The sequence below is a fragment of the Pseudomonas sp. Irchel s3b6 genome, from assembly GCF_900187415.1.
Classification (GTDB): Bacteria; Pseudomonadota; Gammaproteobacteria; order Pseudomonadales; family Pseudomonadaceae; genus Aquipseudomonas.
Genome location: NZ_FYDM01000005.1, coordinates 277381 through 291902 on the forward strand (window position 1 = coordinate 277381; position 14522 = coordinate 291902).

Genomic DNA, 14522 nt, shown 5'->3' on the forward strand with positions numbered 1-14522 from the left:
CAGCGGGTTTTAAAAAAAACCTGGTACCAAGCAAATCGAGCTAAACACGGGCATTGTCAGGCACAAATAAAACACTGTATAAATAACCAGACTTTTTAGCCTGGGAGCGGCCTCTATGCTGGTGCACCTGTCCGTACATAACTACGCCATCGTTGAACACCTCGACCTGGAACTGGATCGCGGGATGAGCGTGATCACCGGGGAAACCGGCGCCGGCAAGTCGATCATGCTCGACGCCCTGGGCCTGACCCTGGGTGATCGCGCCGACAGCGGCGTGGTACGCCCAGGCGCGGACAAGGCAGACATCCTGGCCACCTTCGACCTGGCCGATATTCCGGAAGCCAGCGCCTGGCTGGCCGAGCGCGACCTCGACACCGACGGCCCGTGCATCCTGCGCCGGGTGATCACCGCTGAAGGTCGCTCGCGCGGCTACATCAACGGCAGCCCCTGCCCCCTTGGCGACCTCAAGGCCCTCGGCGAACTGCTGATCGATATTCACAGCCAGCACGAACACCAGTCGCTGCTGAAAACCGACACCCACCGCCGACTGCTGGACGAGTACGCGGGGGCGACGGACCTTGCCCGCCAGGTGCAGCTTGCGGCCCAGCGCTGGCGCCAGACCCGCCAGGAACTGGAGCGCCTCTCCAACTCCGGCGACGAGCAACGCGCCCGCCACCAACTGCTCAGTTATCAACTCGAAGAGCTGGAAAACCTCGGCCTGGGCGAGAACGAACTGGAGCAGCTTGAGCAAGAGCATAAAAACCTGACCAACGCCGAAACCCTGCTCGGCATTTGCCGACAGGTGGTCGAACAGTGCAGCGAGAGTGATTCGGGCAATGTATTGAACGCCCTGACGGCCAGCCTCAATCGCCTGACCAGCGTGAACAATTCGGTGGGCGCATTGGGCGAAGCCACCAACCTGCTCACCAGCGCACAAATCCAGGTAGAAGAAGCGGTCGGCGAACTGAACCGCTTCCTCGACAACTTCGATGCCGACCCGGCACGCCTCCAGCAACTCGAAGAACGCCTGGACACTATCTACACCCTGGCGCGCAAACATCGAATCCAGCCCACCGAAGTCGCCGAGCTTGCGCAGCGACTGATGGACGAGATCGAGACTCTCAATGCCAACGACGAGTCCATCGAGCGCCTGAGCGAAGAACTGGGGGCATACGCCCGGCACTATCATGAAAAGGCCCGGGAACTGAGCGATCTACGCCACCAGGCCTCGAGCAGCCTGGCCCATGCCGTCGAACAGGAAATCCAGCGCCTGGGCATGCCGGGCGGCCGCTTCACCATCGAGCTACGGCCCAACACCAGCACCGAACTGCTGCCCAACGGCCTTGAGCAGGTCGAACTGCTGGTCAGCGCCAACCCCGGGCAACCCCTCAAGGCCCTGGCCAAGGTAGCCTCGGGCGGTGAGCTGTCGCGCATCAGCCTGGCCATCCAGGTGATCACGGCGCAAACATCACGCATACCGACCCTGGTGTTCGACGAAGTTGACGTGGGCATTGGCGGCCCTACCGCGGAAATTGTCGGCCAACTCCTGCGCCGCCTCGGGGACCGCGGGCAAGTCCTGACCGTCACCCACCTGCCGCAAGTAGCCTCGCAAGGGCATCAGCACCTGTTTGTCCACAAGGTTCGCGGCGACGAAGCCACGCACACCGCCGTGTCCAGGCTGAGCAAGAATGAGCGAATCGAAGAAGTGGCCCGGATGCTGGGCGGCATCGACCTGACCAAGGAATCCCTGGCCCACGCCAGGAAAATGGTCGTGACCGCCAAGAACTAACTCCGCCAGACAGCACGAAGGCGACCCTTGGGTCGCCTTCGTTCGTTTCGCAGGCCAGAACCTGCGCGACATGCTTACTTTTTAGTGCGTACGTACAACACCAAGTTGTGATCCACCAAATCAAAGCCGTGCTTCTCGACGATCGCCTTCTGAAGCTTTTCGATTTCTTCGTCGAAGAATTCGATCACTTCACCGGACTCCACGTTGACCATATGGTCGTGGTGGCCGCCATCCGCCAGCTCGAAGACCGCGTGGCCGCCGTCGAAATTGTGACGGACCACAAGACCAGCGGCTTCGAATTGGGTCAGTACACGGTAAACCGTGGCCAAACCGACATCTTCACCAGCTTCCATCAGTGCCTTGTAGACATCTTCGGCACTCATGTGACGCTGCTCGGTGGAGTCAAGCATTTGCAGAATCTTGACCCGTGGCAGGGTCACTTTGAGGCCTGCTTTGCGTAGTTCGCTATTTTCAACCATGGTCAGCTTTCTCGCGATGCTGCTTCGCAGCTTCTCTTAATGCGGGTATGATCGGCGTTTACGTTGTCCCAGCCAAGATAGTGGAAGTCGCCCACCGATGCAAAACACCAAGCTCTTGCTAACCAGTTTCACCTTCGTGGGACTGCTCGCACTCGCCGGTTGTTCATTCCCCGGGGTTTACAAAATCGACATCCAGCAGGGCAATGTCGTCACGCAGGACATGATAGACCAGTTACGCCCGGGAATGACCCGTCGGCAAGTACGGTTTATCATGGGCAACCCTCTGCTGACCGACACGTTCCATGCCGATCGCTGGGATTACCTGTACAGCTTGCAGCCTGGCGGCGGTGAACGCCAACAGGAACGCGTCAGCGTTATCTTCAACTCGAACGATCAACTGGTCAGCCTGTCGGGCGATTTCATGCCGGGCGTAAGCCGTGACGAGGCCTTGATGGGCAAGGACAGCGGCACTACCGTGGCCACCCCTGTTGAAAACGTCGAACAGCCAAAGCCTGAGAAACCGGTCAAGCCGGGATCGCTGCTGGATCAGATCCAGAAGGACGTCGACGGTGTAGAAACCGTTCCAGTCCCGACGCCAGAACCCCTGGACACCACGCAGTAATTCAGCGCACAAGAAAAAGCCCGGCATGTCCGGGCTTTTTCTTGCCTGTCGCCAGGCGCCTACTTTTCCTGGGCCCGGGCCTGAGCTGCCTTCGCGGCACGCAGTCGACGCACCTCCTTGGGGTCAGCCAGCAACGGCCGGTAAATCTCGAGCCGGTCGCCTGCCTGAACCTGCTGGCTATCAGGATCCGTAACGACCTTGCCAAAGATCCCGACAGGACAGCTCGCCAGATCCAGCCCAGGGAATTGCTCGGCGATCCCTGACTGCAACAGGGTCGCCCGCACCGTTGTACCCGACGCAACCCGAGTTGTGAGCAGCACCTGGCGATCGACAGCGGCATACACCACTTCGACGCTGATCAACGACTCAGCCATGCAGTTGCTTGGCCCGCTGACAGAACGCATCGACCAAGGTGTTGGCCGCCTGATTGAACAACGGCCCCAAGGTGGCCCGAACAATCGGCCCGGCATAGTCGAAGGTCAGGTCCAGGCTGATCTTGCACGCCTTCTCGCCCAGCGGCTTGAATACCCAGACGCCATGCAACTGGGTAAACGGCCCTTCTTCGAGATTCATCTCGATCGAATGCCCCGGCACCAGCGTATTGCGTGTCACGAAGTGCTGGCTCAACCCGCCCTTGGCCACCCCCACGCTGGCGCGCATGTGCTCGGCAGAGCTTTCGATGACCTTGGCCTCGGAACACCAGGGCAGGAACTCCGGATAACGCGCCACGTCGTTGACCAGGTCATACAGCGCTTGTGCCGGATACGGCAACAGGGCCGAACGTTGAATATGAGTCGTCATGTCAGCGTCACTTCCACAGCTGGGCGGCAAATACGATAAGAATGCCGATGGGCGCTACATAGCGCATCAAGAACAAGGTCAGCGCGAACAAGGCTGGACTGCGGATCGACAGTTCGTCGCGTACCGCACCCCGGCCCATCACCCAACCGGCGAACACCACAAAGCACAAACCACCGAGCGGCAACATGATCCGCGAGGTGAAGAAATCGATGACACCAAAGAAGTCCAGGCCGCCTTGTGCCCCCCACTGGTAGAGGTGGAACCCGCCGCCTTCGCTCACGAAAAACTTGGCCTGTTTCCAGATATTGAAGGAAAACACGGTACCCAGGCCAACAAACCAGCAACTGAAGGCCAGCCAGAAGGTGACCCAGCCCCGACGGACCTTGGTCCGCTCAACCAGATAGGCCACCATCGGCTCCAGCAAGGAAATGGCCGAACTCCAGGCCGCAATGGCCACCAGCACGAAAAACACCACGCCCATGATCTGGCCGAACGCCACGTTGCCAAAGGCAAATGGCAGGCTGACGAACATCAGCCCTGGCCCTTCGCTCGGGTTCAAGCCGCCTGCAAACACAATCGGAAACAATGCCAGCCCCGCCAGCAGCGAGACAAAGGTATCCAGCAAGGCGACACCGACAACGGTGCCGGAGATCGACGAATGCTTGGGCATGTAGGCGCCATAGATCATGATCGACCCGACACCCACGCTCAGGGAAAAGAACGCATGACCCATGGCCGGCAGCAAGCCATCGAGTACCTTCGAGGCATCGAAGTCGAACATGAAATGCACGCCTTCCATGAAATGCCCGGTGGTCATGCTGTAGCCCAGCAGCACCAGCAGCATCACGAACAGCAGCGGCATCATGATCCGCAAGCTGCGCTCAAGCCCTGCCACCACCCCCTTGGCGATGATCGCGGCCGATAGCAGCATGAACAACGTGTGCCACAGCGTCAGGCGCCAGGGATCGGAAATCACTCCGGCAAAGTAGGCACCGACCTGATCGGCCGTCACCCCCTGAAAGTCACCACGCCCCATGCTGATGATGTAGTCGAACGACCAACCACCCACCACACTGTAGAAAGACAGGATCAGCAACGCCGTGATCATCCCGGCGAACGCGCCCCAGGACCACTTCGCCGAGTGCCCCGCCTCAAGTGCCAGCACCTTCAAGGCATTGGCCGGACTTTGCCGGGCGCGACGGCCGATCAGGGTTTCGGCCAGCATCACCGGTATGCCGATCAGCGCAATGCACGCCAGAAACACCAGCACGAACGCGCCGCCGCCATAGACGCCGACCATGTAAGGGAATTTCCAGATACTACCCAGCCCCACGGCTGAACCGGTCGCAGCGAGTATGAAAACCCAACGGCTAGCCCAACTGCCGTGGACTGAAACCTTGTCTGACGACATTGTTGACACGCCCAACCGATCAAAAAAGAGGGCGCATTGTCCGGGATTCACTCAATGCGCTCAAGCATGCAGGTTCACCGTAGCCGACTCGCGTGCAACTCCCTATAATGCCGCCCCTATGGCTAAACAGAAGAAACACCCAACAGGGACCATCGCGCAGAATAAAAAAGCGCGACACGACTACTTCATCGAACAGCGGTTCGAGGCTGGCATGGTCCTGGCCGGCTGGGAAGTAAAGAGTCTGCGTGCAGGCAAGGCACAACTGGTCGACAGTTATGTGCTGCTCAAGGATGGCGAGGCCTGGCTGCTCGGCAGTCATATCACCCCGCTGACCACCGCCAGCACCCACGTCATTGCCGACCCGACACGTTCGCGCAAACTGCTACTCAACCAGCGCGAGCTGGAGAAGCTGTTTGCCGCCGTGCAGCAGAAAGGTTACGCCTGCGTCTGCACGTCGTTGTACTGGAGCAAGCACTTGATCAAGTGCGAGATCGCTCTGGGCAAGGGCAAGAAGGAGTACGACAAGCGTGACACTGAGCGCGAGCGCGACTCCAACCGTGAGTTGCAACGCGCGGTGCGCAACAAGGGCAAGGAAGACTAGCTCTCCTCCCTGGCGCGACTTTGTGGCGAGGGGCTTGCTCCCTCGCCACACTGAATCCCATTCAATCGCTACATCCCCTTGCGCCGCTCGGCCCGAGCCACGCGCTGCACTTCCTGACGCACCTCTTCGAGCACTTCCTGCACATACAGAATGTGCCGGCTGGAGACTTCCCGCGCCTGTTCCGCCCGCCCCTCGATAATCGCCTGATACAGGTCCCGGTGCTGGCCGATCAGCATGTCACGGGTTTCCGTGCGCTGCTTGTACATGCCGCCAATGTTCGTCACCACGTTGCGCTTGAGCAGATCGAACAGCCCGCGAATGGTATGCAGCAACACCGCGTTATGACTGGCCTCGGCAATCGCCAGGTGGAACTGCGCATCCGCCGCGCCCTCTTCCGCACGGCTCACCTCTTCATGGCGCGCATAACAGTCCTGCAACCGCTCAAATGCCGCCGTCAACCGCTCGCGATCGACCTCCGTCGCCCGCAGCGCCGCGTAGTAGGCGCATGACGCCTCCAGGGTATGACGAAACTCCAGCAAGTCGCGCTGGGCATCGGGGTTGCTCTCCAGCAGATGCAACAGCGGATCGCTGAAGGTCGAGCCAAGGGATTCCACCACGTAATTGCCACCCCCCTGGCGGCTGACCAGCAAGCCCTTGGCGGTCAGCTTCTGGATGGCCTCGCGCAATGAAGGGCGTGAAACACCGAACTGCTCGGCCAGGGCGCGCTCTGCCGGAAGCCGCTCACCGGACTTCAGCGTGCCCTCCAGGATCATTCCCTCAAGCTGCTCGACAATATCGTCAGACAAACGGCGCTGACGAATCTGATCAAACCCCATAACTCACTCTCCACGATCCCGACGGTTCGCCGGGCTCTCTATTCTGGCCTATTGACGCCGTGCCAGCACCTACCAGAACGCCCCTGATCAAGCAGATCAGATCAGCCCTGCTGCGCTCATTCGACAAAAGTTTTAGGGCGGCAAATTGACACACCGCCCACAAGGCTTTTAACCTAGCCCACAGCGATTGTAAATTGGTCTTACCAATTGTCCAAGAACGCTGATCAGTGCCTGACCAACAACAATTAGGGGCCACCCCATATGCAAACCTGGCAACAGCTCTACAGCCCGCTCGGCAGCCTCGGCTTGTCCGCGCTCGCGGCCGTTATCCCCATCGTGTTTTTCTTCCTGGCTCTGGCCGTGTTCCGCCTCAAAGGACACGTGGCCGGGAGCATCACCCTGGCCTTGTCGATTCTGGTGGCGATCCTTGCCTTCCAGATGCCGGTCGACATGGCCTTCGCCGCGGCGGGCTATGGATTTGCCTACGGACTGTGGCCGATTGCCTGGATCATCGTGGCAGCGGTGTTCCTCTACAAACTGACAGTCAAGAGTGGTCAGTTCGAAGTGATCCGCAGCTCGGTGCTGTCGATTACTGACGACCAGCGCTTGCAAGTGCTGCTGATCGGCTTTTGCTTCGGTGCATTCCTGGAAGGTGCCGCCGGCTTCGGCGCGCCGGTCGCCATCACCGCAGCCCTGCTGGTGGGCCTTGGGTTCAACCCGCTGTATGCGGCGGGCCTGTGCCTGATCGCCAACACCGCACCGGTGGCCTTCGGCGCCCTGGGGATCCCGATCATCGTCGCCGGCCAGGTCACGGGCATCGACGCCTTCAAGATCGGCGCCATGACCGGCCGCCAGTTGCCGTTGCTGTCGCTGTTCGTGCCCTTCTGGCTGGTGTTCATGATGGACGGCCTGCGTGGCGTGCGTGAAACCTGGCCTGCGGCGCTGGTCGCCGGCCTGAGCTTCGCCATCACTCAGTACTTCACCTCGAACTTCATTGGCCCGGAACTGCCGGACATTACCTCGGCCCTGGCCAGCCTGGTTTCCCTGACCCTGTTCCTCAAAGTCTGGCAGCCAAAACGTACGGCGGGCGCGCAAATCGCCGGTGCGACCTCGAGCGTAGCGGTCACTGCCAGCGTCGGCGGTTTTGGCCAGAAGCGCACCACCGTTGCCTCGCCGTACAGCCTGGGTGAAATCATCAAGGCCTGGTCGCCGTTCCTGATCCTCACCGTACTGGTCACCATCTGGACCCTGAAACCGTTCAAGGCGATGTTTGCCGCAGGCGGTTCGATGTACGGCTGGGTGTTCAACTTCGCCATCCCGCACCTGGATCAAATGGTGATCAAGGTCGCCCCTATCGTGACGGCCCCGACCGCCATTGCGGCCGTGTTCAAGCTGGACCCGATTTCGGCGACCGGCACGGCGATTTTCTTCTCCGCGCTGATTTCGATGTGGGTCCTGAAGATCCACCTCAAAACTGGTCTGACCACTTTGAAGGAAACCTTCGTTGAACTGCGCTGGCCGATTCTGTCGATCGGGATGGTGCTGGCATTCGCCTTCGTCACCAACTACTCGGGCATGTCGTCGACCATGGCCCTGGTACTGGCGGGCACCGGTGCGGCCTTCCCGTTCTTCTCGCCGTTCCTTGGCTGGCTGGGCGTGTTCCTGACAGGCTCGGACACCTCGTCCAACGCCCTGTTCAGTTCGCTGCAAGCCACTACCGCGCACCAGATCGGCGTCAATGACACCCTGCTGGTGGCGGCCAATACCAGCGGTGGCGTGACCGGTAAAATGATCTCGCCGCAATCGATCGCGGTGGCCTGCGCCGCGACCGGCCTGGTGGGCAAGGAATCGGACCTGTTCCGCTTCACCCTCAAGCACAGCCTATTCTTTGCAACCATTGTCGGCCTGATCACCCTGGCCCAGGCCTACTGGTTCACCGGCATGCTGGTGCACTAAGCGCTATAGGTAACACGGAAAAAACCGACGCCGGGCCTTGAACCCGGCGTCTGCGACTCACAACCCGGTCTGCAAGGTTGCTGAAAGCTTCGCGCTTTACAGTCAACAGCCTCAGCGGACGGATAACCGGCCGAGAGACACGCCTGATGAGCGAGCTTTTTTACAACGCTGTGCCGAACGCGACCCGTGTCGCCCCGCCACTGCCAGAACCGCGCCAGTACCCCAGCGTAAAACCGCAGCGGGTCTACCTGTTCGGCACCTGTGTGGTCGACCTGTTTTATCCCGAGGCCGGGATGGATGCGATTCACCTGCTCGAACGCGAAGGCATTCGAGTGGAGTACCCGCAAGGGCAAAGCTGCTGCGGACAGCCGGCCTACACCTCGGGTTACACCGAACAGGCCAGGACCGTGGCGCGCTCGCAACTGGCGCTGTTTGCCGGAGATTATCCGGTGGTGGTGCCGTCGGGCTCCTGCGCCGGCATGCTGCGCGAACATTACGCCGACTTGTTCAAGGACGAGCCGGACACCTTGAAACAGGTCCAGGCCCTGGCGGCACGGACCTATGAGCTGGCCGAATTCCTGCTGTTCGTCTGCAAGGTGCAGCTCAAGGACAGCGGCGAACCGGTCAAGGTCGCCCTGCACACCTCGTGCTCGGCACGCCGCGAGATGAACACCCACCTGCACGGCCGCGCGTTGTTGGCGCAACTGGGCAATGTGGAACGGGTCGACCACAGCCATGAAAGCGAATGCTGTGGCTTTGGTGGGACTTTCAGCGTCCGTATGCCAGACATTTCTGGAGCGATGGTCGCTGACAAGACCCGCGCACTGAAGGAATCCGGTGCACACCAGGTGCTGAGCGCGGACTGTGGCTGTTTGATGAACATCAACGGTGCACTGGAAAAACAGCAGGAAGCGTTGCGCGGCCAACATCTGGCCAGCTTCCTCTGGCGGCGTACGGGAGGTGCTGCATGAGCACTTCCACACTGATTCCGACGGTTGCCGTCGAAGAAGATTTTCGCGCCCGGGCTCACAAGGCCCTGGGCGACCAGCAACTGCGTAACAACTTTCGCAGTGCGATGGATTCACTGATGGCCAAGCGGGCAACGTCCTTCAGCGATGCCCATGAAAGAGAACACCTGCGCGCCCTGGGCAATGCCGTCCGGGCTCGCGCGCTCTCCAAGCTGCCCGACCTGCTCGAGCAACTGGAACAGAACCTGACCCGCAACGGTGTGACAGTGCACTGGGCGGAAACGGTGGACGAGGCCAATGGCATCGTCCTCTCGATCATCCGCGCTCACGAGGCGCGGCAAGTGATCAAGGGCAAATCGATGGTCAGCGAAGAGATGGAGATGAACCATGTCCTCGCTGAACAGGGCATTGAATGCCTGGAATCGGACATGGGCGAATTCATCGTCCAGCTCGACCACGAGAAGCCTTCACACATCATTATGCCGGCGATCCACAAGAACGCCGGTCAGGTCGCGTCCTTGTTCCACGACAAACTTGGCGTGGAGTACACCAAGGACGTTGACCAACTCATCCAGATCGGCCGCAAAGTCTTGCGACAGAAGTTCTTCGAGGCCGACATCGGCGTCTCCGGCGTCAACTTCGCCGTGGCCGAGACCGGCACCCTGCTGTTGGTGGAAAACGAAGGCAACGGCCGCATGTCGACCACCGTGCCGCCCGTGCACATTGCCGTCACCGGGATCGAGAAAGTCGTCGAAAACCTGCGCGATGTCGTGCCGTTGCTGTCGCTGCTGACCCGCTCGGCCCTCGGCCAGCCGATCACCACCTACGTCAACATGATCTCCGGCCCGCGCAAGGCCCATGAACTCGACGGCCCGCAAGAAGTGCACCTGGTGCTGCTGGACAACGGTCGCAGCCAGGCCTTTGCCGACAGTGAACTGCGCCAGACCCTGAACTGCATCCGCTGCGGCGCCTGCATGAACCATTGCCCGGTCTACACCCGCATCGGTGGCCACGCCTATGGCGAGGTCTATCCCGGCCCGATCGGCAAGATCATCACCCCGCACATGGTCGGCCTGGCGAAAGTCCCGGACCACCCGAGCGCGTCGTCCTTGTGTGGCGCCTGCGGTGAAGTCTGTCCGGTCAAGATTCCGATCCCGGCCCTGTTGCGGCGCCTGCGCGAAGAAAACGTCAAGGCTCCCGACAGCCCGCATCAAGTCATGCGCGGCCAGGGCAGCAAGTACTCGCGCAAGGAGCGTTTCATCTGGAACGCCTGGGCCAGACTCAACAGCTCACCGACCCTGTATCGCCTGTTCGGCTTCTTCGCCACGCGCCTGCGCGCCCTCACGCCAAATAACCTCGGCCCCTGGACGCAAAACCACAGTGCGCCAAAACCCGCCGTCCGCTCACTGCACGACATGGCCCGCGAGCATCTGGGCAAACAGGGAGATCGCCGATGAGTGCCAAGCAGAACATCCTCGCCAAGCTGCGCAACAGCCTGACCGGCACCACGCCGGTGGCGGACAACTTCGACGAAGCACTGGTGACCGAGCCCTACACCTACACCGCCGAACAACGCATCCCGCAGCTGCGCAAGCTGATGGAAGCGGTGCACACCGAAATCCACCTGACGTCTGGCGAAGGCTGGCCCGAGTTGCTCGCACACTTGCTGCGCGAGCGCCAATTGCCGAGCCTGTTGATTGCTCCGGCGACACCCCACGGGCAACGTGTCGCGCAACACTGGGCGAACCATCCCGACCTGCCGACGCTAAAAGCCTACGACCGTCCGGTCGAGGAATGGAAAGCCGAGCTGTTCAACGATACCCCGGCCAGTCTGACCACCACATTGGGCGCGATTGCCGCTACCGGCAGCCTGATCCTCTGGCCGACTCGCGAAGAACCACGTCTGATGAGCCTGGTGCCACCGGTGCATTTCGCCCTGCTCAAGGCCAGTGAAATCCGCGACAACTTCTATCAGGTACAGTGCGAGTTCAACTGGGCCCAAGGCATGCCGACCAACGCCCTGCTGGTGTCCGGCCCGTCGAAAACCGCGGACATCGAACAAGTCCTGGCCTATGGCGCCCACGGCCCGAAAGACCTGGTGGTGCTGATCCTGGAGGACCAATGACCCTACCGGCGGCTTTCCTGCGCGATGCGCAGCAACTGATCCCCCGGGAGCGGCGTTTCGATGACCCGCTCTCGACCCTGGCCTTTGGCACCGACGCCAGCTTCTATCGGCTGATCCCGAAGCTGGTGATCCGCGTCGAGTCCGAAGACGAAGTGGTTGCCCTGCTGAAACTGGCCCAGCGCGATCAGGTCCCGGTGACGTTCCGCGCGGCCGGCACCAGCCTCTCCGGGCAAGCCATCAGCGACTCGGTGTTGATCGTTCTCGGCGATAACTGGAATGGTCGGGAAATCCGTGGCCAGGGCACGCAGATCCGTCTGCAACCTGGGGTCATCGGCGCCCAGGCCAACGCCTGGCTGGCACCGTTCGGACGCAAGATCGGCCCGGACCCGGCCTCGATCAACGCCTGCAAAATCGGCGGTATCGTCGCCAACAACGCCAGCGGCATGTGCTGCGGCACCGCGCAAAACACCTACCACACCCTGGCCGGTATTCGCCTGGTATTGGCCGATGGCAGCCGCCTGGACACCGAAGATGCCGCCAGCGTCGCGGCCTTTCGCGACAGCCACGCCGAACTGCTGGAGCGTCTGGCGACCCTGGGCCGCGAGACCCGGGCCAATGCCACACTCGCCGCGAAGATCCGCCACAAATACCGTCTGAAAAACACCACCGGCCTGTCGCTCAATGCCTTGGTGGATTACGACGAGCCTGTGGATATCTTGAGCCACCTTCTGGTGGGCTCCGAAGGCACCCTGGGCTTTATCAGCGCAGTGACCTACGACACGGTGATCGACCACCCGAACAAAGCCTCGGCGCTGATCGTCTTCGCCGATGTGGAAACCTGCTGCAACGCGGTGACCGTGCTGAAAAACCAGCCGGTGGCGGCGGTGGAGCTTCTGGACCGCCGTAGCCTACGCTCGGTGCAGGACAAACCCGGCATGCCGGCCTTCGTCCAGCAACTGTCGGCCAACGCCTGCGCGCTGCTGATCGAGTCTCGCGCCGCGTCCTCCTCGCTGCTGCATGAGCAACTGGCGCAGATCATGTCTTCACTGGCCCCGTTCCCGGTGGAGAAACAGGTCGACTTCACCGAAGACCCCGCGGAAAACGCCAGGCTCTGGGCGATTCGCAAAGACACCTTCCCCGCTGTCGGCGCGGTGCGCAAGACCGGCACCACAGTGATCATCGAAGACGTCACCTTCCCCGTGGAGCAACTGGCGATCGGCGTGAACCGCTTGATCGCGCTGTTCGACAAGCACCGCTACGACGAAGCGATCCTGTTCGGCCACGCCCTGGAAGGCAATCTGCACTTCGTCTTCACCCAAGGCTTCAACAGCCCGGAAGAAGTCGTACGCTATCAAGCGTTCATGGACGACGTGGCGCAACTGGTCGCGGTGGAGTTTGGTGGTTCGCTGAAAGCCGAACATGGCACTGGCCGCAACATGGCGCCCTTCGTCGAGCTGGAATGGGGCAGCGATGCCTATCAGTTGATGTGGCAACTCAAGCGCCTGCTCGACCCCAACGGCATCCTCAACCCGGACGTGGTCCTGAGCGAGGACCCGCAGATTCACCTCAAGCACCTCAAGCCCTTGCCGGCTGCCGACGAGATTGTGGACAAGTGCATCGAGTGCGGCTTCTGCGAACCAGTCTGCCCGTCCAAGGGACTGACCCTGAGCCCGCGCCAACGTATCGTGATCTGGCGTGACATCCAGGCGAAGAAACGCGCCGGCATTGACACCTCGGAACTGGAAGCGGCCTATCAATACCAGGGCCTCGACACCTGTGCCGCCACAGGCCTGTGCGCCCAGCGCTGCCCCGTGGGCATCAACACCGGCGAACTGGTGAAAAAACTGCGCGGCCGCACCGCTACCCATCAGAAAACCGCGACCTTGCTCGAAGAAAACTTCGCCACGGCACTGCAAGGCGCCCGCCTGACCCTGCATGTGGCCAACGGTGCACGAAAGCTATTGGGCGCACCTCGACTGGCAAAGGTCTCGGCCGCGTTGAGCAAGCTGTCCAACGGCAACATCCCCCAGTGGACCAACGCCATGCCCCAACCGGAGCGGGCCATCCGCTTCAGTCCGGCGCTCGACGATGCGCGTCCGCGCGTGGTGTACCTGGCGGCCTGCGTGTCGCGGGTCATGGGCCCGGCAGCCGCCGACACCGAGCAAATGTCGCTGCACGACAAGACCCGTGGCCTGCTGGAAAAGGCCGGCTATCAGGTGGTATTTCCGGACAACCTGGACAACCTCTGCTGCGGCCAGCCATTCGCCTCCAAAGGCTACGCCGAACAAGCCGAACACAAGCGCCAGGAACTGATTGGCGCCTTGCTGCACGCCAGTCGCGGCGGGCTCGATCCGATCTATTGCGACACCAGCCCCTGCACCTTGCGCCTGGTGCAAGACCTGGGTGAGACACGCCTGGACCTCTACGACCCGGTGCGCTTCATTCGCACCCATTTGATGGATCGACTGGAGTTCACGCCCCAGGAAGCACCGATCGCCGTGCACGTGACGTGCAGCACCCAGCACCTGGGCGAAAGCCAGGCGTTGATCGACCTGGCCCGACGTTGCAGTAAAAACGTGGTGATCCCGGAAGGCATTCACTGCTGCGGATTTGCCGGTGACAAGGGCTTCACCACACCGGAGTTGAACGCTCACTCACTGCGCACCCTCAAGGACGCCGTGCAGGACTGCAGCGAAGGCATCTCTACCAGCCGCACCTGTGAAATCGGCCTCAGCCAGCATGGCGGGATTGACTATCACGGGCTGGTCTACCTGGTGGACCGCGTGACACAGGCGCGCTCGCGGTAAGCGATCCGCAATAAAAGAAAGGGCCGCTCGGCCCTTTCTTCATTGTCCCTGGCGACATTCCCCACAAGCCGCATTCGCGTTGCAAAAAATTACCGATTTCCTGCGTGCGGCTATAGTCATTTAACTA

The 14522-nt window shown here is 61.2% G+C and carries 13 protein-coding genes; 8 read left to right on the plus strand and 5 right to left on the minus strand.

The genetic code is table 11. The annotated features are described in order from the left end of the window. Window positions 1-115 precede the first annotated feature (115 nt). The gene (recN, locus tag CKW07_RS11875) at window positions 116-1789 is read left to right on the plus strand and encodes a DNA repair protein RecN (protein ID WP_095145069.1); all 1674 of its coding nucleotides are present in this window, start codon (window positions 116-118) and stop codon (window positions 1787-1789) included. 74 nt (window positions 1790-1863) lie between these two features. Here recN and fur read toward each other — a convergent pair whose 3' ends face one another. Next, window positions 1864-2268, minus strand: coding sequence for a ferric iron uptake transcriptional regulator (gene fur, locus CKW07_RS11880; protein WP_095081672.1), 405 nt, complete (start codon window positions 2266-2268; stop codon window positions 1864-1866). Window positions 2269-2365: 97 nt separating this feature from the next. Between fur and CKW07_RS11885 the strand changes: the two genes are divergently transcribed. Continuing rightward, entirely contained in the window at window positions 2366-2890 is a 525-nt protein-coding gene (locus tag CKW07_RS11885) for an outer membrane protein assembly factor BamE (protein WP_095145070.1), read from the plus strand. Window positions 2891-2949: 59 nt separating this feature from the next. Here CKW07_RS11885 and CKW07_RS11890 read toward each other — a convergent pair whose 3' ends face one another. The 3 genes from CKW07_RS11890 to CKW07_RS11900 are packed head-to-tail and all read right to left on the minus strand — an operon-like array spanning window position 2950 to window position 5102. Beyond that, window positions 2950-3264 (minus strand): RnfH family protein, encoded by a 315-nt coding sequence (locus CKW07_RS11890; protein WP_095145071.1) that lies wholly within the window; start codon window positions 3262-3264, stop codon window positions 2950-2952. Further along, window positions 3257-3691 carry a type II toxin-antitoxin system RatA family toxin gene (locus CKW07_RS11895; RefSeq protein ID WP_095145072.1) on the minus strand — a complete coding sequence of 145 codons (435 nt, stop codon included), beginning with the start codon at window positions 3689-3691 and terminating at the stop codon, window positions 3257-3259. The genes CKW07_RS11890 and CKW07_RS11895 overlap by 8 nt, the downstream gene beginning before the upstream one ends. A 7-nt stretch (window positions 3692-3698) precedes the next feature. Then, complete coding sequence (locus CKW07_RS11900; protein WP_095145073.1) at window positions 3699-5102, minus strand: sodium-dependent transporter; 1404 nt, start codon at window positions 5100-5102, stop codon at window positions 3699-3701. Window positions 5103-5220: 118 nt separating this feature from the next. Here CKW07_RS11900 and smpB point away from each other — a divergent pair, with 118 nt between their 5' ends. Beyond that, the gene (gene smpB, locus CKW07_RS11905; RefSeq protein ID WP_095081682.1) at window positions 5221-5703 is read left to right on the plus strand and encodes an SsrA-binding protein SmpB; all 483 of its coding nucleotides are present in this window, start codon (window positions 5221-5223) and stop codon (window positions 5701-5703) included. Window positions 5704-5771: 68 nt separating this feature from the next. Here the strand turns inward: smpB and CKW07_RS11910 are convergent, their stop codons facing one another. Further along, complete coding sequence (locus CKW07_RS11910) at window positions 5772-6539, minus strand: FCD domain-containing protein (protein WP_095145074.1); 768 nt, start codon at window positions 6537-6539, stop codon at window positions 5772-5774. Between the two features lie 261 nt (window positions 6540-6800). Between CKW07_RS11910 and CKW07_RS11915 the strand changes: the two genes are divergently transcribed. The 5 genes from CKW07_RS11915 (at window position 6801) to CKW07_RS11935 (ending at window position 14395) form a co-directional block, all read left to right on the plus strand. Then, window positions 6801-8495, plus strand: a complete 1695-nt coding sequence (locus tag CKW07_RS11915) for a lactate permease LctP family transporter (RefSeq protein ID WP_095145075.1) — start codon at window positions 6801-6803, stop codon at window positions 8493-8495. A 146-nt stretch (window positions 8496-8641) separates the two neighbouring features. Continuing rightward, window positions 8642-9466, plus strand: a complete 825-nt coding sequence (locus CKW07_RS11920) for a (Fe-S)-binding protein (RefSeq protein WP_095145076.1) — start codon at window positions 8642-8644, stop codon at window positions 9464-9466. Next, window positions 9463-10920 carry a LutB/LldF family L-lactate oxidation iron-sulfur protein gene (locus CKW07_RS11925; RefSeq protein WP_095145077.1) on the plus strand — a complete coding sequence of 486 codons (1458 nt, stop codon included), beginning with the start codon at window positions 9463-9465 and terminating at the stop codon, window positions 10918-10920. Before CKW07_RS11920 ends, CKW07_RS11925 begins: the two co-directional genes overlap by 4 nt. Beyond that, window positions 10917-11588, plus strand: coding sequence for a lactate utilization protein C (locus tag CKW07_RS11930; RefSeq protein ID WP_095145078.1), 672 nt, complete (start codon window positions 10917-10919; stop codon window positions 11586-11588). The genes CKW07_RS11925 and CKW07_RS11930 overlap by 4 nt, the downstream gene beginning before the upstream one ends. After that, entirely contained in the window at window positions 11585-14395 is a 2811-nt protein-coding gene (locus CKW07_RS11935; RefSeq protein WP_095145079.1) for an FAD-binding and (Fe-S)-binding domain-containing protein, read from the plus strand. Before CKW07_RS11930 ends, CKW07_RS11935 begins: the two co-directional genes overlap by 4 nt. Window positions 14396-14522: the final 127 nt, after the last annotated feature.

What these genes read in the sequence shown, in the direction of transcription:
- CKW07_RS11920 (WP_095145076.1), top strand. Translation starts at nt 8,642, where the DNA reads ATGAGCGAGCTTTTTTACAACGCTGTGCCGAACGCGACCCGTGTCGCC.
- CKW07_RS11925 (WP_095145077.1), top strand. Translation starts at nt 9,463, where the DNA reads ATGAGCACTTCCACACTGATTCCGACGGTTGCCGTCGAAGAAGATTTT.
- CKW07_RS11895 (WP_095145072.1), bottom strand. Translation starts at nt 3,691, where the DNA reads ATGACGACTCATATTCAACGTTCGGCCCTGTTGCCGTATCCGGCACAA.
- smpB (WP_095081682.1), top strand. Translation starts at nt 5,221, where the DNA reads ATGGCTAAACAGAAGAAACACCCAACAGGGACCATCGCGCAGAATAAA.
- recN (WP_095145069.1), top strand. Translation starts at nt 116, where the DNA reads ATGCTGGTGCACCTGTCCGTACATAACTACGCCATCGTTGAACACCTC.
- CKW07_RS11910 (WP_095145074.1), bottom strand. Translation starts at nt 6,539, where the DNA reads ATGGGGTTTGATCAGATTCGTCAGCGCCGTTTGTCTGACGATATTGTC.
- CKW07_RS11900 (WP_095145073.1), bottom strand. Translation starts at nt 5,102, where the DNA reads ATGTCGTCAGACAAGGTTTCAGTCCACGGCAGTTGGGCTAGCCGTTGG.
- CKW07_RS11935 (WP_095145079.1), top strand. Translation starts at nt 11,585, where the DNA reads ATGACCCTACCGGCGGCTTTCCTGCGCGATGCGCAGCAACTGATCCCC.
- CKW07_RS11930 (WP_095145078.1), top strand. Translation starts at nt 10,917, where the DNA reads ATGAGTGCCAAGCAGAACATCCTCGCCAAGCTGCGCAACAGCCTGACC.
- CKW07_RS11885 (WP_095145070.1), top strand. Translation starts at nt 2,366, where the DNA reads ATGCAAAACACCAAGCTCTTGCTAACCAGTTTCACCTTCGTGGGACTG.
- CKW07_RS11890 (WP_095145071.1), bottom strand. Translation starts at nt 3,264, where the DNA reads ATGGCTGAGTCGTTGATCAGCGTCGAAGTGGTGTATGCCGCTGTCGAT.
- CKW07_RS11915 (WP_095145075.1), top strand. Translation starts at nt 6,801, where the DNA reads ATGCAAACCTGGCAACAGCTCTACAGCCCGCTCGGCAGCCTCGGCTTG.
- fur (WP_095081672.1), bottom strand. Translation starts at nt 2,268, where the DNA reads ATGGTTGAAAATAGCGAACTACGCAAAGCAGGCCTCAAAGTGACCCTG.